At 41.2% G+C, this 18,969-nt stretch carries 12 protein-coding genes and 3 pseudogenes; 2 read left to right on the top strand and 13 right to left on the bottom strand.

Features of this window, described 5'->3' with window-relative positions:
* Positions 1 to 64: 64 nt before the first annotated feature.
* The 10 genes and pseudogenes from B9T62_RS05175 to B9T62_RS41665 form a co-directional block, all read right to left on the bottom strand.
* A complete protein-coding gene (locus B9T62_RS05175) occupies positions 65 to 1,456 on the bottom strand; it encodes a helix-turn-helix domain-containing protein (RefSeq protein ID WP_245864349.1) in 1,392 nt (463 codons plus the stop codon).
* Positions 1,457 to 1,685: 229 nt separating this feature from the next.
* Positions 1,686 to 3,371: a cellulase family glycosylhydrolase gene (locus tag B9T62_RS05170; protein ID WP_087914285.1), complete on the bottom strand. Its 1,686-nt coding sequence runs from the start codon at positions 3,369 to 3,371 to the stop codon at positions 1,686 to 1,688.
* Between the two features lie 1,041 nt (positions 3,372 to 4,412).
* Positions 4,413 to 5,054, bottom strand: a pseudogene (locus B9T62_RS41430) (DNA-methyltransferase).
* Between the two features lie 877 nt (positions 5,055 to 5,931).
* Complete coding sequence (locus tag B9T62_RS05160) at positions 5,932 to 6,822, bottom strand: alpha/beta fold hydrolase (RefSeq protein ID WP_087914284.1); 891 nt, start codon at positions 6,820 to 6,822, stop codon at positions 5,932 to 5,934.
* Positions 6,823 to 6,863: 41 nt separating this feature from the next.
* The gene (locus B9T62_RS05155; protein WP_245864346.1) at positions 6,864 to 7,220 is read right to left on the bottom strand and encodes a DUF1330 domain-containing protein; all 357 of its coding nucleotides are present in this window, start codon (positions 7,218 to 7,220) and stop codon (positions 6,864 to 6,866) included.
* Between the two features lie 92 nt (positions 7,221 to 7,312).
* Positions 7,313 to 7,924, bottom strand: a complete 612-nt coding sequence (locus B9T62_RS05150) for a DUF2239 family protein (RefSeq protein WP_087914283.1) — start codon at positions 7,922 to 7,924, stop codon at positions 7,313 to 7,315.
* A gap of 223 nt (positions 7,925 to 8,147) precedes the next feature.
* A complete protein-coding gene (locus B9T62_RS05145) occupies positions 8,148 to 8,528 on the bottom strand; it encodes a DUF6262 family protein (RefSeq protein WP_087914282.1) in 381 nt (126 codons plus the stop codon).
* Positions 8,521 to 8,862 (bottom strand): annotated as a pseudogene (locus B9T62_RS41670) (tyrosine-type recombinase/integrase); the annotation flags it as partial. The pseudogene B9T62_RS41670 and the gene B9T62_RS05145, both read right to left, overlap by 8 nt.
* A 1,023-nt stretch (positions 8,863 to 9,885) precedes the next feature.
* The gene (locus B9T62_RS05135) at positions 9,886 to 10,965 is read right to left on the bottom strand and encodes a tyrosine-type recombinase/integrase (RefSeq protein WP_087914281.1); all 1,080 of its coding nucleotides are present in this window, start codon (positions 10,963 to 10,965) and stop codon (positions 9,886 to 9,888) included.
* A gap of 656 nt (positions 10,966 to 11,621) precedes the next feature.
* Positions 11,622 to 11,789: pseudogene (locus tag B9T62_RS41665) on the bottom strand (IS110 family transposase); the annotation flags it as partial.
* Positions 11,790 to 12,405: 616 nt separating this feature from the next.
* Between B9T62_RS41665 and B9T62_RS38715 the strand changes: the two are divergent.
* On the top strand, positions 12,406 to 13,005 hold the full coding sequence (locus tag B9T62_RS38715) for a C1q-like domain-containing protein (RefSeq protein WP_157685458.1): 600 nt from the start codon (positions 12,406 to 12,408) through the stop codon (positions 13,003 to 13,005).
* A 697-nt stretch (positions 13,006 to 13,702) separates the two neighbouring features.
* Here the strand turns inward: B9T62_RS38715 and B9T62_RS05115 are convergent.
* Positions 13,703 to 14,326: a recombinase family protein gene (locus tag B9T62_RS05115; RefSeq protein WP_087914277.1), complete on the bottom strand. Its 624-nt coding sequence runs from the start codon at positions 14,324 to 14,326 to the stop codon at positions 13,703 to 13,705.
* Between the two features lie 655 nt (positions 14,327 to 14,981).
* Positions 14,982 to 15,824 carry a helix-turn-helix transcriptional regulator gene (locus B9T62_RS05110; protein ID WP_087914276.1) on the bottom strand — a complete coding sequence of 281 codons (843 nt, stop codon included), beginning with the start codon at positions 15,822 to 15,824 and terminating at the stop codon, positions 14,982 to 14,984.
* 119 nt (positions 15,825 to 15,943) lie between these two features.
* Between B9T62_RS05110 and fabF the strand changes: the two genes are divergently transcribed.
* A complete protein-coding gene (gene fabF, locus B9T62_RS05105; protein ID WP_087914275.1) occupies positions 15,944 to 17,182 on the top strand; it encodes a beta-ketoacyl-ACP synthase II in 1,239 nt (412 codons plus the stop codon).
* Between the two features lie 677 nt (positions 17,183 to 17,859).
* On the opposite strand, the gene B9T62_RS05100 is transcribed toward fabF, so the two are convergent.
* Complete coding sequence (locus B9T62_RS05100; protein WP_087914274.1) at positions 17,860 to 18,912, bottom strand: RICIN domain-containing protein; 1,053 nt, start codon at positions 18,910 to 18,912, stop codon at positions 17,860 to 17,862.
* Positions 18,913 to 18,969 lie beyond the last annotated feature (57 nt).

Below are 18,969 nucleotides of genomic sequence, written 5' to 3'. Positions count from 1 at the left end.
TTACGTCCCCCATCCATGTGTCATAGGTGCGATTATCCCCGGTGTAGAAACCACAGTCACAACACTACAGAGAACCCAGAAGAACAACGCTTTTTTTCTCATTGATTAGATGCACTCCCTTCGATAGTTTTTTGAATTCCTTCTTTGTTTCAAGATCAGCACGATCCCTGTACTGTTCAAAAAGTGACATACATGTAATTATATTCTTACTACTATTTATTCTAATCGATAACTCCAAACTTTTTAAAATATATTTTATTGCATAATCTTGATTCTGATTAAGGCGATACACTGCAAGATCGCTCAGAAATTGTGCGTATCCCTCTTGTAGGATAGCCAGTTTATATTCTCCAAAATCTGTCTTGTCCGATTGATAAGGTATGTATGCTGAGAAACGCTCCAGGATGCTATCTATATTACATCCATATCTATTTGCTGCTTGCACCATAAATCGTATAGCAACGAAAATTTCATCTTCCTGAGATGCAATGTAATTCCCATATTCATCTATCACTTCCACATCTCCGGACATTAGGCGGTAAAGATACGTATTGGCAATGGCCCATTCAGAGAATTGTGCAATAATCCGTCTGGATTCTTCGGTTTTCTCTTGCACCCAACTTTCTCCATTAGAATATAGCGCTACAAATTCTAATGCCCGTTTGTAATCTCCACACTCTTCACTGGCCTTTGAACGTGCAAGGCAGGCATAGAGAATATAATAATACAATGGGCGACCTTTTCGTCTACAGTCTTTATCGCTAAGCTCAGAATTTTGCAACTCATACTGAATTGTTGCCACCCTATGCATTTCCATGGCTAATGCATCGACCTTAACCCATTTATGAACCAAACCAAAGACATGCATCAATTGCTTCAGAGCTTCGAGTTGGTTAGCCTCATCCAGACGATTCACATATGGTTCGAATTGGTTGGCCGCCCTTAAATTCTCGTCCAGATCCTCTCCTAACCCAATCACAAATAATCGGTATTGACATACTGCCAGACGTTCCGAATGCTGGTACTTCTCGCCTTCACCCACATTGGCATAGATTAGTGCTGCAGCCTTCCACTGATTCCTGACAAATAAGTCTTCGGCAATATCAAAGAGTGCGGCTGAATAGGAGAGATCGTCCAGTAGTCTGTGTGCAATCCGTTCGATACAATTAAGTCGATCCAACTCCGCGCAGCGATGTATAAATGGACGAATCCGCCGCATAGAAGCTGAAAAGGCGAAACATTCTACTACATATGCTTCAAAAAAGTAGTCCTCTGCTAAGCCCATGCCTTCCGTTATAGCAGCTAATTGTCTGAATGAAATAGGCTTGCTGCCCTTTAAGATGTGACTTAGCGTGCCCGAATTAAGTCCTGATTGTTCCATAAATTGTGAGTGATTCAGTTTATTGTCTCTCATAAATCTTGATAATGACTCACGAATTAGATTCTCTGGTTCCAAAACAAGCACCGCCTCCAGAAAAAACCAAATTTTAGGATTTACTTCTAGATAATAGTAGACTCAAATTGAACAATGGTCAACTACGTGAATGAGCTATATAATCCACTTAAAAAAGTGAAAAACCCTCTGTATGATCAAGAGGGTTTAAATAGGGATGATAATACTGTTTTTCTGTACTTTAAAAGTGGCTCAATCTTAAAATTAGTGGTTGACAATAGCGCTGCAAGTTTTATTTTACAAATTTGATATTATCCAAAGAAACGTTATCGGAGCTTGAGCCAACAAATAACAGCAAATTCCTTACGATACTATCACTAGAATCCGTAGCTATGATTTTGAAATTGGGACTATCGTTAAACGAAATCGTCAAGGTTGCTTTATAGGTGCCACCGGGTTGTGCAACAAATTGATTGGTACTGACACGCACCGCTCTTGTTGGGTTTTCCCATCCATGACTATTGCTCTGAGGAATAGCCGCTATGGATACATTAGTTGGTGTGGGCGATATAACATCCATAGTAAGTTTTGTATGCCCATAGATATTAATTGAATACCCCCAGACATCGGCGGAAAGACGGGCATTTGCCCAGAAGTTACCTTCCGATAAATCAATGCTGCCAGAGGTTTTCAGTCCGCGAAGTTGCAATGCTTTATTCACATTTTCTATCTGAACAGCCGTAATCGGACTGTCTGCATTAATGCCAAAGCCTTGTGTAGTCCCATCATTAAAATCCCAGAAACCAGAAGAGAAGTCTAATGGGGGGGTGGGCTTATTGGGTTGGGGTTCCTCTGGTGTGGCATAATCGAGACCTTTAATACGGGCACGTACATATTGGCCTGATTTAGTTAATTCATTCTCGGACCATACTTTATCACTACCGGGATTGAGATTTGTAGAGCTATTTAACGCTGAGGCTACTTCGTCCTTATTACAGAGTGAAAAATTAATCCAGCTTATGTTGTTCTGATTAAGGAAATTTAACCACGCGTCAGCTTTCGCCAAATAGGGTCCGGTATTACCCGTTGAAAGGCTGGTTCCCCATTCGGTAGCAAATACGCCAACCCCATGGCTCAGTGCATATCTTACATTACTCATTACATTATTCCGATCCGTTTCTACATTGGATACCGGATTGGTACCACTATAAAAATGAACCGAATACATCGTGTTTAGGTCATTAATGGGGTTATCGGCTGCCAGATCAGGCCGTTGACTCCAGAAAGGAGAACCGACAATGATCAGATTGTCATTTCCTTTCTTTCTTAACAGTTCGACGATGGGCGTTGCATAAGATTTTACCTGAGCCCATCCAGCTGCATCATTGGATACGCCGTTATTTTCACCGTTAGGCTCATTGCACAATTCATAAATGATGTTTTTATTATTGGGGTATAAACTAGAGATTTCATTAAAGAAGCTTTGTGCCCCAGAATACACACTGTCGTTGGGGTTTCCTGGATTAATCATATGCCAGTCTACAATGACATACAGATCATTGGCAATTGCATAGTTGATTCCATTGATAACGGACTGTTTAACGGCTGGATTGGTTGCATAGCCGTCTTCACCTACATACATGGCAAGGCGGATGACGTTTGCCCCCCAGTCATTGGAAAGAGCTGCAAAAGCATTCGCATTCACAACTTCAGGAAACCACTGTAACCCGTGGGTGCTCATCCCTCTTAATTGAATCGGGTTTCCATCTTTGTCGCTTAAAGTCTTCACGCCATTTTTATTAAGTACCTGTAACTTACCTCCAACAGAAGGCTTTTTCACATTAGCATTACCAATGAGATGTGGATAATCGGACGAAGCGGCTGTAACGGATGCTTGCGGTAGAATCGGTAGGATTGACAACACCATAGCAATGATTAGAGCGAGTGACATACATGATCTTTTGACTGTTTTAAGCATAGTATCCTCCTTTTAATTCATTGATGAATTGCTGGCTTTCATTCCACATATTGCTAACACTTTTATAATATTACTGCTAGGTTTTTTAAATGTAAAGTAAAATTTTCCTTATAATTCCTTAACATTTTCTTAAAAAGTATCAATAAATTGGATTATCTATATGGGGTGGTTGGATGCACCTTGATAGGATGCTATATAAGATGAACTTAAGTATCTTACCTAAGAGTGGGTCGTAACTATGGGATAGGTATGGACTTCCGGTCACTGTTGCCCGCAGATTTCTATGATTTTATCCGCTGTTCGCGGATGAAATCCGCGGGCAAAGGCGAACGCTTTCGCTCCTACAGCCCACACCTTCCCTTCGTTACTCCCTCTCCTTTTGGTTATTTCCCCCTTTACTAAATGCACATGCAATACTAAGCAGGACTATATAGCCAAAAGAGAAATCTTCCTTAAATACAATTAAGGGAAGATTTCTCTTTTGGCATATAATGAGAATTAATCAAAAAAATTAAAATAAATCAATAAAGTAAAGAACGTAGCCCCACCCACCCATAGGGGTTTAAATCGAATCTTTTTCTTTTTATCAATATAATCAATTAACTGATGCAAAAAAAGTAAAACAAGAAATAAAAGAAACATCTTCATGAATATCCTCACTCCCGTACAATATGAGCTATATGACCGTGTTAGTTTATTGGGGGCAGTCCATACATAATTTCCCTCTGTATATACTAAAGCGAGGCAATAGATATATCACCTCGCCTTAGTACTATTACAAATCCTAATGAACATAATTGTAGTCTTCTACTTCTGCCTTCAGATAAAATGTTGCTGATAATGATGTTTGGCCAACCACAGTCGGCGAACATGCTTTCCGTTATTCTAAGGTTGTTAATCAAGTTTTGTTAGACTTACTCCACATGGAAATTCGTTGTTTCAGAAAATATCCAACCAAAAGCAAGATAAATGTTCCGGCCAAATTTATCAATAAGGAAAAGATATCGATAAAAATGTTCTCAAAAAGTTAGAGAGTATCTATTATGTATACTTGCCCTCCATTCGCTCAGTAGACACCGCATACCACCCTGGGTCCACCTCGAAGGCATCCCAGCGTCGATTTAAGATCTCCGCTGCTTCCGGAACCACTCCGCTACCCGCAAAAAAATCAACTACATATTCCCCTTCCTCACTACTGTTCTCAATGATGCGTTTCATCATGTCTATCGGCTTCTCCGTAGGGTGAATCGTTTGATTCCCCGGAATGCGAGGAATCTACCACACATCCGTTTGACTCCTTGTGCTAATACGTCGGACATTCTTCTTGCCTTTCACCGCCATAATGATAAATTCATGCTGGTAACGGTACTGCCACCCCATGCCCATATTTCTTTTGTCCCAGACAATACAATTCTTAATCGTAAAGCCTGTAATCTTAAGCCAACGGGCCATATCCGGGTAGGTCCGCCAATCTATAAAAATGTACACATGACAACCTGGTTTTAGGATTCGATAAGCTTGTTTCAGCCAGGCAAGGCAAAATCTACGATAATCAGGAAATGGTAAGTCATCATTGGGGAAAATATGAAAACGAGGTTTTTTATTTTTGGTTTGAGTCGTTCCACCGAATTTCAAATTATACGGGGGATCGGCAACAACTAAATCTACTGTTTCATCAGCAATTACTTTCTGTGCTCCTTCGATACACTATCCAAATATAACATTTCAATGTCCTCCCTTGATGTTATGGTGTCATTGGTTGTATACGGAAGAGCGGGAACATAAGTTCCATTTTGACGCCAGTAAAGATAGCTGTTGTTCTCATGGCAAAATATTAACGATTGAAAGTGATTTAAAAAACAGCCACAACGTAAATAGCACCACAAATATGATAAAAGCGCTGACCATCGCTCCCCATACGTACTTACTCGAGAAATCAACAATCCAAAAGGGAATAAGCCTAGCTTTATAGAAATTCTGTATGAGACCACATAAAGAAATTACAATAGTTACACAAAGAACGCCTGCGAGGATAAATCCGATCTGGCTCATTTCCAAGCCGAATAATTTGGCTGCAACTGCAATTACAACACTTATGAAGGTAAACGTAGTAGTTTGCATAGTAATGAGTGTTCAGTGAAAATAAAGTATTAGCTCAGTTTATCAAGACCTAAATTTAGGAAACTCAGATATAATAAAGGGTTCCACATATTAGTCATGTATAATATGTGAAACCCTTTATGTTTAACTATCGTTTCCCGTTACTTGAATAATTCGTTTCTGAATCTGACCATCGTCTGTTTTGGAAAAATCCCCACAGAAAAAGCGCCGGCTCACGATGTTATCATGAAACCGGCGCTTATTCGATCGTTTCCACATATACGTTCACTTGGATTCTTTGTTAGGAAGCCCCGTTAATTGATACCGTTCCAAGAGCACCGCCGCTTCCACCTGGGCCGTATGCGCCAAGGGTGCAAATTGATTAGCGCTGCGCCCCTGAGCCTACTCAGCCCATTGGACACAGCGGGACTCCGGCTGGTTGCTATTCAGGAAGCGCGTGTCAATTGCGACGAGCCGTTCGCTCTATGCCATCAGCGGTTACTTTGTACAGTTGGTGCGGCAGGTCGTGTCCCATGCCGTCAACCAACATTAGCTCGGCGCCCGGGATGGCAGAAGCCGTGTCCTCGCCACACGCTGGGACGAACAGGGGATCGTCCACCCCATGAATGACAAGTGCTGGTACTTTTATGGTCGCCAGCCGCGGACGCCGGTCACCGGAGACAGCGATCGCAGCAATTTGTCGTCCGACACTGCATGGATCGTAGGCTCGCTGGACTTCCTCCAGAATGAGCGCCCGATAAGCGTCCTCTTCAAACGGATAGCCGGTGCCAGCGATGCGTTTGGCAAAAGCGAGACTGTGCGTCAAAAATCCTGCTTCATCCTCAAATGGGTTCGGCGCCGGTGTAGTCATCATCGCCATGACTTCCGGGAAAGATTGCGGAAGGGCGGGATTACCGGAACTGGACATAATGGAAGTGAGTGATAAAACCCGTTCAGGGTACTCACTGGCTGCAATCTGGGCGATCATTCCGCCCATTGACCTGCCAACGAAATGTGCCCGGTCAATTGAAAGGGCGTCGAGCAGTCCGATAGCGTCGTTGGACATGTCATCGAGAGTGTAAGGGATGTCCGGTCGCTGTCCCGACATGAGAGCAGTCGCCAGTTCGTCAAAATCCAGCGTCTGATAATGGCTAAAGTGCGTCGAGCAACCTACGTCGCGATTGTCAAAGCGAATCACGCGAAAGCCCCGCGCTGCTAATATCCGACAAAACGAAACCGTCCATCGGATCATCTGGGTTCCAAGCCCGGCGATTAGGATAATAGCCTCGTCATTTTCGTTACCGAAACTGTCATAGGCCAAATCGATGCCGTTTACTTTCAGGATGTTCATGATCATCTTCTCCTTCAATTAATTCGATATCGGAAATTCTGTCATAGGCAGAAGGCGTGAATCTTCGATCGCTGCAGTCCGATGCCCGATACTGGCCAGGTAGTCTTGATGACTTGAAAAAGCAAGAAAGACTGCGCGCTGCTCTGGCGGATCAGCATAACAAGATCCCATCTTTCGTCTTCGGGCCCGATAAGAAACTCTCCGCCATCGCCAAGAAACAGCACTTCACCTCCGCTTTCACGGAGAAATGGGAGGGTGTGCTCAATGTAGCGGTTGAAAGCTTCGGCACCGCTGATTGGGACCTCCGGTGTTAGTTCAGGATTGGCTATGTAATCGGCAACATCACGAAAACGCAGCAGGTTCAACATGACGATGCTGCCCTCAATGCCTCGTTGCATAAACCTCGATGTAACGAATAGATTCAAACTCTGTCATAGCGGCTCCTTTCGTAGTTCCTTTTTTAAATATTTACGCCTCCACATGCTCTCATTCATAAGTTCCCTTCAGGGAATGCATTAGCGGATAATTTTTTGACATGGTTTCTGATATCAGGTGCCCAGTCATCGATGAAGTGGTAAAAACGATCCAAATCACCAGCATACAGTGCCCGCAGAGCTTCTTCGTATTGATGGAAGTTCCCGGCCATAGCTGTCATGAAGTTATATGTTGCTTCTTGTGACTCTCGGATATTGCTCTGTTTTTCTCCAGCACGGCGAGCCTCATCAATGAGTTTTCGTAATGTTACCGACGCCCCTCCAGGTTGACTCTTGAGCCATTCCCAATGCCGTGGCAATAACGTAACCTCACCGGATACAACCCCCAGCTTGGGTCGACCGACCCGCCGTATAGGCTGGTGATTCACTTCCGTACCGGGTAGGTCACCTAACTGTTCTCCTAATCGTTTGAGCACATCATCTGTCTTCCCACGAAAATCAACATCTATTGGCTTCCCTGTGGAATCGTCAAATATAAGCAGCTGTGTGAGGTCTCTGTCATCCAGAGCATCCTTCACAGTAGTAACAACTTGCTGTAACGAACCACTGGCGACGACTCCCACACCCAAAAATGCCGTGCAGTAAAAGTGCGTTAGGGCATTACTCATGCTGACCTCCTCTCTGATTGCCTCACCAATTATACCGGGGTAAAAATAAAAAATCAATATTACCCGGGTAAAATTCATTTTGTCGTTCGTTATGGAGAAAATAAATGCAAAAGACGCGGCCTAAGAGGACCGTGCTGTTGAGGGCTAGTGTTTGCTTTATGTTGTGCATGCTGTGTTTTGTCGCAAAACTGCCCGTTAGCTGAATAAGGTAATAAACATTCCCTCAAATCTTTTGATAGACCTCTGCATACGAAAACTTAAGTTGTTCTCTCAATTTTTTATTTTCATCTTTGAGCTTCTTCATCTTACGTTTTAGTGAAGCAATGATGGCGTCCTTGTTGTTTTCATCCATCTCTCGCTTGATTTGTTTTGGTGTCGGCACTTGAGCTTGCTGCTGACGAAGCGATTCAATACGCACACGTATCTCAGAATTGTTATAGAGTGTTGCTTTGCTTATGCTAGAATCAGTTGCAACACTATTAAAATTGATGCCCTCTTTGGCTTTTACAAGCCGTCTAATCGACTCATCCACTCTTTGTATGGTCTTTGCTTTGCGAGCCTCATGAACCTGCTTTAAATGCGCTCTGCGATCGTAATCAGACATGTTTTACACCTTTCTTTCCTTTGATACGCTCCATTCGCCCAAAGACGATGTTGCCTTTCCTGATCGTCTCATAGATGCTGGTCAGACGATCAAGGTTCTTTTGGTTTTTCTCCGCAATTTCGTCGCGGCCGTATTGTTTGGCAACTTCTATCATTTTTGAGGTAGATTGAATATGAATTTCGTACTTAGGTACGTCCATCTCAGAGAGACCTACAGCTAAGTCTTTACAAGGGCTGCCGCCGTTACAAGTTAAACAGGGGGGTTCTTCCGCGTATGGACAATTACCATTTACACGGGCCCGACAGGAGCCGTAGGGATTATCGATCGCATTTAAACTTACTTACAGCAGATAGATTGTATTTAATGTATGATTCAGGGTTTGAATTACGTTTTGTAAGCTTTTTTGCACTTTGGTGGAGCGATTCAATATTTTTTAAAATATGGCTTCTTTGAAGACCCTTTAAGTCATTCCATAAAGGCTCTAAGTTGCAAATGAAGTTTAAGAATCCAGGAATAACATTCATATAAACTATTGCAGTAGACCAAGAGAAATTGTTTTTGTTTAAATGACGTTGCTTTAAATATCCTTTAACATTACTCCGAATTGAGGGGTTCTTTATTTTCGAGAAGTCAACAAAATGTTGAGATTGTGACATATTATAATTAATCCCATACGTAGCATACAAAGCTCGGATATCGTAACGATCTTTTCCCATTCTTGGCGAGTATCTATAAGTTGAGATAAAGTAAAATGCATATGTCTTAAGAAGTATGTAATTGAACATTTAATTATTTGCTCTCCGTACACATCATGTTTCCTTATAGTTTGTGTAAGGATATTTTGATTCTCCAACCAAAACAACCACTCCTGGTCCGTCTTATCGATGTTCAAATCTAACAATGATTCTAGTCGAGGGTGTTTTTCATTAAGAAATCTTGTGAGCCGGTTTACGTTTGTGAAATTAGTTCCGAATAAGCTTGAAAAAGACCATTCATCATTAAATAACTTATAGAACACAACATACTTCATTTCAAGATTAACCCACGGGTTATTAAATTCGAACCGAATATTTCTATTTGATCGATTATATTTGTCTCGCTGATCCTGAAAGTTAGCTATTGAACCAATTACATCTACACTCCAAGTATTTTCAGTCATGAAATAGGGGTTCTCTATTTTGTGAAACGACACGGACCCGTCATCATGAACTAATCGCTCTTGATAGCTGGAGATCTCTTGTTCAAGCCGATTATAATTCAACCTATCCGCTTTCATATGTTTTTTATTCTGTAACACCACTGTCAGTTATCTCCTTTGATTGTTTATTGCCAAGCTGAAATGCATGTTGAGCTTCTCCTAATTCTCACGTATATCTTCTTCCGATGGATGGACATACATGTTCATAGTTGTTTGAATATTTGCGTGCCCTAATCGTTCTTGCACTTGCTTGATGTCTTTCGTTTGACGGTAGTATATTGTTGCATGCGTATGCCGCAGCAAGTGAGGGTGAATGTGCATCCCTGTTTTCTTACGCAGTACTTTAAATAAGGCGCGAACATCACGGTCATTCATCGGTTGTCCAACACGGTTTCCCCGCAGTTTAACAAATACGAAATTCGTATCGATTTCAAGATCAACAATCACGTTGTATAGGTAGTCTTCGTATAAATCCATAAGTCCCTGCGAAACATACAATTCCCGTTCACCTGTCTTGAGTTTAGCTCCATTCTCCAATTCACCGCGGTCCGTTAAACGTATTCGATGGCCATTCTTGTGATCGAATACGAAGTCCTCCATGAAGAGTGATAATGCTTCCCCGATACGTAGTCCCGTTTCAAACAACAGCTGAATCAACAATCGATCACGAATGTTCGTTGTGAACTCGTATATCTGTTCGACCTCGTCCTTATGCAAAGCCCTAGGTTTTCTTCTGGGTTCTTTCAGCTTTAAAATGTTCTTATTCGTCGGTTTTCCTTCATTGACATGATGTAGGAATCCCTTATATTTACTATGATCACCTCTAAATACCTGTCTTACCAGTTTACCTACCATATCGTTTTGGATCTCTTGAATACGGAAAAAGTAATCATATAGGCTTGTTACCACTGTGATTATTAGATTCACTGATTTTTCCGTTCTTTTCGCTTCAATCTGTTGTAATGGAGTAACTTTTCCGCTTTCAAACGGATTACGCAACCACCCTACAAAGTCAGCAAGATCCTTAACTCCTACTTCTTTGTAATCTATCTTCCGCTCTTCAAGATAAGTGAAATACTGTTTTAATGCATAGCAATAAGTCTTCAGTGTATTGTTGCTTTTACCTGTCTGATCCAGGTGCTTTAAATACTTCATAACAGGAACAACCGGAACACCTACCTCATCCAACAGCAAATATCTCTTTTTATTATCATTAAGAATTACTTCTTGTACTCTCACAGCGTCACTCCCAACGAAAGCATTTATCCTCAATATATTAAATAATTTATACTAGGTTTTAAAGCCATAGTTAATATTTCTTTTAAACAAAAAATAGAGGAGATTAGCTCATATAATGAACTAACCATCCTCTATTTACGTTACTACAATTAAACTGAGAAAATAAAGTTGTAGACTGGCTGTAGGCGTTAAGCTAAACCAGCTAATATGCTCACATATATTTCATGACTCATAAGATGGCTGTGGAAAGGCGCCTTTCGAAATGGATTCCGTTCCGCTGCAGCCAGTAAAGCTTCTGCTTTTGACCTTGCCCAGCTCTCGGATCGTCGCATACATAAGCACGCAATCTTCTCCGCAACCTTCGTTTTCCCTGCTTTCAGAACGGCATCAGAGGTCGGAAATGCCAACAACGTATTTAGCGATACTGAGGAATGCAAATCCCCGAACATACCCTTATACTCCGGAAAAACCTGATCTAAAACAGCTTGAAATTGAAGTTTGATTTTAATGTAGAGACCCGTTATTGCGTCGTGCTGCCTTGTTAAGTAGCCCAAATTAAGCAGCTGAACACCTCTTGTTTTGTACTGTTCAAAGTCCTCTTTGTAGAACTGTTCACAAAGGGAATAGGGGGCGACGGCATCGGTCTTGACCTTGCGCTAGCTTGATGCTTTCTTGGCTTGATAAGATAGCATCGGATTAACTACGACGAACAGGTAATTATGATCTTCTAAGAAACGAGTAACCGGCAGATGGTAATGACCCGTTGATTCCAAGATGATCATGGGTTGTTGATCTGTTTCCTCCTCAAGGAACTTTAAGAACGCATGAAAGGCCTCAAGGCCTTCACGAGTATAATGACGGTAAAACTCTTACCGTAAGGTTGGCCTTGTCTAGGAACGCTTGGCCCTGACTTTCCCCTTTGGCAATGTCCAGCTCAACTACTGGATTCATCGTTAGGATCACCTTCGCTTCATAAGATTTGCCGGCAGCCCTAATCCCACCTTGCAGTGTCATAGCTTCGCTTGTTATTCGAGATCGATGTCTCAACCAGCCTCAAACATGTTTCAACAAGTAGGGGGTGAACAGTTTAGCGCACGGCGGCAAAGCCCCACGGGCAGAGACGTTCTACCCCGACTACCCCTACTAAACCTCTTAAAGATAAAAGAGGTCAACCAGTAAAAACTGGCTGACCTCATAATACGAACGGGCAGATTTCATCAATGAACCATCCTTAAAAACTTTTGCCCTTCTTTTGTACATTGCAGTTAATTCTTTTGTAAAGATGCACAAAACAAACAGTTACTTCCCAGCAAAATAAATTTACGACATATAGGTAAAACAAGAAATATTTATTCACAATCCACTCTTGTCTGTTTCTATTTTTTCATAGACTCATAGTATATATCGTAGGGTATAAATTTATGAAAGCGAGTGGTTATTATGAATAAAAAGGAAAAATTGGTTACTAGGAACAGTGTAAACAAAATAACTTCTAAAAAAACTAAAATGGTTTCAGCCTTATTTACTGGGTCAGCCTTTAGTGCTTTAGCTAGTAGGAATAGCGTAAACAAAATAACTTCTATAAAAACTTCTAAAAAAACGGTTTCGGCCTTAGTTACTGGGTCAGCCTTTAGAGCTTTAGCTAGTAACAATCAATCAATATTTCCGTTCTCTAGAACTAAAGTTCAATTTCCGAACAAACAATTTGATTTAAATAATGAATATAGTCCAAGTTTAAGTACGTTTGTTCCAAAACAAACTGGTATTTATGCTATTGATTCCAGTGTGGTATTTGGCCCAGCTGTTACTAACCAACTAACTTCTATTTCTATGAATGTGCTAGTAAACAATGCCGTGGTAGCTACGACTTTAAAGAATTTTGTTCCAACTGCTGCTTTCTCTGTAAAAATAAGCGCAATTCTCAGGCTACGTGCTGGAGATAGAGTTGAAATCATATTTAACGCAAATAGGGAAGGACAAATATTCCAATCGGAGTTGGGCAATCAAGTATTCACAGCCTTCCAAGCGGCAAGATTTTAATGTGCAGTTAAGTCAATATTTTACGATCTGATTATACGCATATTGCTAACCCCACTAAATACGAGGTTCTAGCATGTTTAAAATACAGGAATGAAACTTAGGGTTTATGCAAGAACTATTTCAAATAAAAATAATAAATGAGTAGTGCCGTTCAACTATCTGGGAATGTTAGTTCAATAGAACAGCGGTAGTCTAGGACTTAATTATTCAGTCCTAAGCTACCGCTGTTTCTTTATTTCAAGCCAGTCTAACACTTATTCTTATGAAGCTGACGTTCTCTAACAAGGATAATCGGCGCCAGATCAAGACATCCAGTCTAATACTTTATTATCCTGGGACAATGAGATCGAAATTTTTATCATTCATAAAAAGAAACATATGATCCACCCCTTTACAAGACATGAGAACTGGCACTATGCCTACTTTCTAAAGATCTGGAAGTTCTGAATTTTCGATCAAGAATACAGTGTAAGCACCAGACGAATAACTGCGGAGCAATGCTAAGGAACAATGGGGCTTTCGTTAAGAATGTTAAAGCCTGGGATTCGTCTTTAGGATTATTATAACCTGATGTACGCCACAACGACGACAATCACTACCCCACCAATTTCCCGAAAACTCCCAAACAATCACTTTTAAACCAAAGAACAATATTACCAGCATATGTAGCGCGGCCATACCACCTCTGAACAAATTTTCATTCGGTCTGTCCCTCCTGTGACAGTGCTTCATACTCCTTCACTCTCCGGTAGAAGGTTGGTTTGGACATCTTAATCTGCCGCATGGCTGCCGTAGCTGTTATACCGCCGTCTTTCCATTCTTTATATATATGTAGAAATTTTTCGTCTATTTCCTGCCTTGGACGACCGAACGTCACACCTTCCGATCTGGCAACCACAATTCCTTCAGCCTGACGTTGCCGATTTTTCTTCCGCTCTTGCTCGGCTACATAGGCCAGCATGCTTAAGAACTGATCTTCAAGAAGTTTCCCCAAGTCCCCCATGGTCTTGAATTTCCTGCTGTCGAACAAAGTTTCATTATCTAGGCAGACAATATCCGCTCCAATCTCCCGCGTGATATGCTTCCATTCAGAAATGATACCGTCATAATCGCGCCCCAGCCGATCCAGTGCATCCAGGTACACCAAGTCCCCATCCCGAATCATCAGACGCATAGCCTGATAGCGTGGCCGCTCGAAGTCTTTGCCGCTTTGCTTGTCCACGAAAATGAAACGGTCCTCAATCCCCAGCTCCCTAAACTTCACGAGCTGCCGTTCCGGATTCTGATCCTTGGCTGACACTCGCCCATATGCGATGTTCACGCGACCTACCTCCTTATTTGTATCAAAAACCCCTTTGTCAATGTGAAACGTCTCCAAAATCATTTTTAGTAATTTTGATACGAAAAATGTGGAATGATTATCTTAGTATCAAAAAGCATGCTTTTAGAGACGCCAAATAATGGGGTATATATCCCACCCATTATTTGGCGTCAATGAAAAACAGTTATTTCTGATAGAAACGTTCTTCTAAATTTGTTCAACACCATACTCCTTCGCAATCCTCAGTGACCTGTCTTCCTGATCGGGCGAGTGATATTCAACAACCACTTGGTTACCGTAAATCCTTCCAGCCACTTTCTGACTAAACTCCAATAGGATCTGACTTTCCTTATGAGTAAACCTACCTGACGCAAACCCTTCCAATTTAAATCCCTCTTTAATTAAGATTCAAAATTACAGAATCAGGTTTATCACCCTGTACATTTAAGGTTATCACATTTTAAATTAGTTAAAGTTCGAAAAAAGTATGTATCTGTAACTAAACAAAAAATGGATACCCCTATGTAATCAGGCATCCATTTGACACATCTCATTTTTTCAAATCGACTCTTATCGCGGATTCATATTTGCCAATATGAACAATGTACGCCTTTTACTAGGGTGTATAAAAACGCTATTGATGGAACACATAAAACTATAAATTATCCTTCATCAGCTGCTTTAATTTAGCCTCAGTTTTCGAATCTTCAATAGGTGTGTAAATGCTACAGCGCAAATCAACACTGCCATGGACCTGTAATGAAGTGAGGTTGAATAACATTTTCCCTACTTTGGCATGCCGGAATTCGATGAGGACTTCGGGTGCAGAACTAACATCGCTTTGATTCCATTGCTCGAGAAATTCAGGGTGAACCTGACTCATATCTTCTATAAATTTCGAATACCATTTATCAGCCACATAATGACCATAATACGCTCGGAAAATAGAGAGAAAGCCTTTGACAAAATGCTCCCAGTTTACAGCTAAGCTACGCAATTCTTTTTTAGTAAACAGTAATTGAATCATATTTCGTTCCTCAATGGGAATTTGCTCAAAATTCAAAAATACATGGGATGCTGCTTGATTCCATCCAACAATATTACAACGTCTATCTGAAATTATAGTTGGACAGTAGCGAAGCTCATGCAATATTTTGGTTAGGGAGGGGCTGATTGCGTTTTTTTCATCGTCTGCTAACGTAGGAGAAGAGCCTGTTTCTAAAGCTAAATCAAATAAATATTTACGCTCGTCCGTTTTTAGCTGTAGTACATTTGCAATAGAATCCAAAACAGAAGAGGATACTTTAATGTCTCTACCCTGTTCAAGCCATGTATACCAAGTGACGCTGAGTCCCGCTAATTGTGCCAATTCCTCTCGGCGCAGGCCGGGGGTTCTTCTTCGCGAACCCAAAGGCAATCCAACCATGTGTGGGTGGATTTTGGAGCGTTGTATTTTAAGAAAATCGGAAAGTGCCTCAAGTCTAGTTTCTGGTTTCATCTAAGGTATCTCCTAGTATCTTATTATAGTACTTATTATACCAGTATAATGAAGCACTTGTTATAGTATAAACTTAAGGTATATTAGGCATATTGAAGCTGCAAGGAGGAGTAATTACAATGGAACGGGTTGTTATAACAGGAATGGGTGTCATCTCACCACTTGGAAATAATGTAGAGACGCTTTGGCGTCACTTAATTGAGGGAAAGTCAGGTATTACGGCAATTGATACGTTTGATGTCTCCAATTCCAAAACAAAAATAGCAGGATTGGTTCGTGATTTTGATGCTGATGCATTGTGGGGACGCAAGGAAGCTAGAAAAATGGATAAGTTTTGTCAGTTTGCAGTTGCTGCTGCAGAAGAAGCTCTTGAAAATTCGGGATTAGAGCTGGACAAGATCGATTTAGAGCGCTTGGGCGTTTATGTAGGTTCAGGAATTGGTGGGATACAAACCTTAGTCGATAATGTTAATTTGTTAAATGACCGTGGACCTGGACGAGTAAGTCCCAGCTTAGTGCCCATGTTGATTTCCAATATAGCAGCAGCTCAAATCAGCATCCGATTGGGTGCAAAAGGAGCTTCCTTATCCCCTGTAACAGCATGTTCTATTGGAAATACAGCCATTGGTGAAGCATTCCGAGTAATTAGGAGCGGCGAAGCCGATGTGATATTTGCAGGTGGAACAGAGGCGGCTGTTACGAATATATCCTTAGCTAGCTTTGGAAATGCAACTGCTTTATCTACCCGGAATGATAAGCCTGCATTAGCAAGTCGTCCGTTTGATGTGAATCGAGATGGTTTTATTATGAGTGAGGGCTCCGGTATTCTGGTATTGGAATCACTAAATCATGCTTTAAACCGAGGCGCACATATTTATGGGGAAGTGATCGGATATGGAGCGAGCTCGGATGCTTACCATATGGTGGCACCTCATCCTGAAGGAGCGGGCGCTTACCTTGCAATGAAAAATGCAATGTATAATGCAGGCATATCTGCTGATGAAGTCGATGTTATTAGTGCACATGCTACCAGTACGCTAGCAGGTGACAAAGCAGAAACTTTAGCTATCAAAAAGATGTTTGACGAGCGAGCTTATCAAATTCCAGTCACAGCTAATAAGTCGATGCTAGGTCATATGTTTGGCGCAGCGGGCGGAGTTGAAGCCATTGCATTAATGAAAACTCTAAATGAAGGCATTATTCCAGCGACGATCAATTTAGAGCAAGTGGATCCTGAATGTGATCTGGATTATGTGCCAAATGTAGCGCGCAAAGCAAAATTAACCATCGGCTTATCGAATTCCTTTGGCTTCGGCGGTCATAACGCCGTAATCGTTTTGAAACGTTTTGAGAAATAGATGCAAAAAGGCATCTAATTTGACCTTCTGAGCGAAATAAGCTGGATTTACTCAAAATTAGTTGCACAATCGCACTTATTCATCCGTTGGTGGTGATCCGGCTGAATTTAGTTGCAGTTTTGCATCTATTTGCTCCGAACATTCCAGGCAACATTCTAAATTCACGCTGGACCTAAGTAGTAACCTTAATTTCAATAATTCATAAAATATTTCGATGAATAAAGGGTCTTTTTTCTTGATTTTTTAAATTTGCTGGAAATATCAATCCATCATTCCACGTTATAATTATAACGTGGAATGATGGCAATCCTAACAGGAAAAACCGCTGGAAAGCCGCGGTCTTATAAGGTTTTTACATCACCCTTGTTATAATTTCTCGGGAATGGAGGGTGCTACCTACACGCCAGTTGTCCAGGAAACGGCTACATGATTCCTGCAGGAAGCGTGGCCAGCAGGTGAGCTCTCGATCAATATGCCGGCACCGGGCGATCCGGTTCCTCCATACACTTCAACAACTAGACGCCATCGGCAGCCACTCTCAAGCTTGCATAGAATCATTCTTCTCTCATTTTTAATCTGAAATGTTCTACCCTACTCCTTATCAAGCCGAGAAAGAACTCATTCAAGTAATTGAAACTGCACCTGGGCCAAGGACTTACTGGCTATTTCGTCGTCTGTTATTTATCCAAAAGTGTAGTTTCTAGAGGGTAGTAACTAGATTGTGTAGTATTGTGATCTGTCACTGTCCATGGTTTACTTACAAGTGTACCGTCTGAACGCTGTACACTATATTCTGAAACCAATATATATTTAGACCATGCGACATTATAGTTTTCATCATTGATGATTGAATGTTCTTGCGTTGTTTCAGTCATTTGTATGGTTGTATGACTTACAGTTGTTTCTAGTTGCTCTGTGTATTGATAAGATAAACTAGCAGCTACATTAAAACGCCCCTCCTTACCAAATTGAAACCCTGCGTCTACCCCAATCGTATGACTAACGGTTTTGGACACTGTATTTTGATCTTCTTGTGTCATACCGGATGTCATTGTATATTTGTATGATTCTTTTGGAGCAAGCACATGTGATTCGACTTTCTTCCAGTATTGTTTTTTTACATATAAATAGTATGGATTGGTTTTTATTTTTTGTTGATCATTATAATGAGGATCGTCCACCGCAATACATGTTGCTAATGTATAGTGCGTCGTAACTATCTGCGTTTGATTTGGTAACACTTCATTGATATTCGTATATTGAGGAACAGCTGGTACAGGATACGTTTGAACAGAAGGAAGTGTGAAACTTTCTACAGCTTCAGGAAGCCATCGTTGATTATCCCCCCCATGCCACGGCCACAAAGTCATTGGCTTTCCGGTTTCCGGATATCCATAATCCGCTACAAGGCCGTTTTTTTTGTTGCTAATTTTTTGGTAACCACCTTCCAAATCATGTAGGAACCATTGTTGATTATCCCCCCCATGCCACGGCCACAAAGTCACTGGCTTTCCGGTTTCCGGATATCCATAATCCGCTACAAGGCCGTTTTTTTTGTTGACAATCGCATAATAATTATCATTAAGCGGAACGAACATCCATCGTTGATTATCCTCCCCATGCCACGGCCACAAAGTCACTGGCTTTCCGGTTTCCGGATATCCATAATCCGCTACAAGGTCGTTTTTTTTGTTGACAATCTTATAAAATTGATTTTGATTAGGTATCATAAAAAATCATCCTTTCTTAATGAATTTGATTCTTGGTTCGAATGAACAGGAAAATAC

Source organism: Paenibacillus donghaensis, from assembly GCF_002192415.1.
In the GTDB taxonomy this organism is placed as follows: domain Bacteria; phylum Bacillota; class Bacilli; order Paenibacillales; family Paenibacillaceae; genus Paenibacillus_AQ; species Paenibacillus_AQ donghaensis.
Note: the sequence above shows the minus strand (reverse complement) of the source record. Positions and strands in the feature narration are given on the sequence as shown.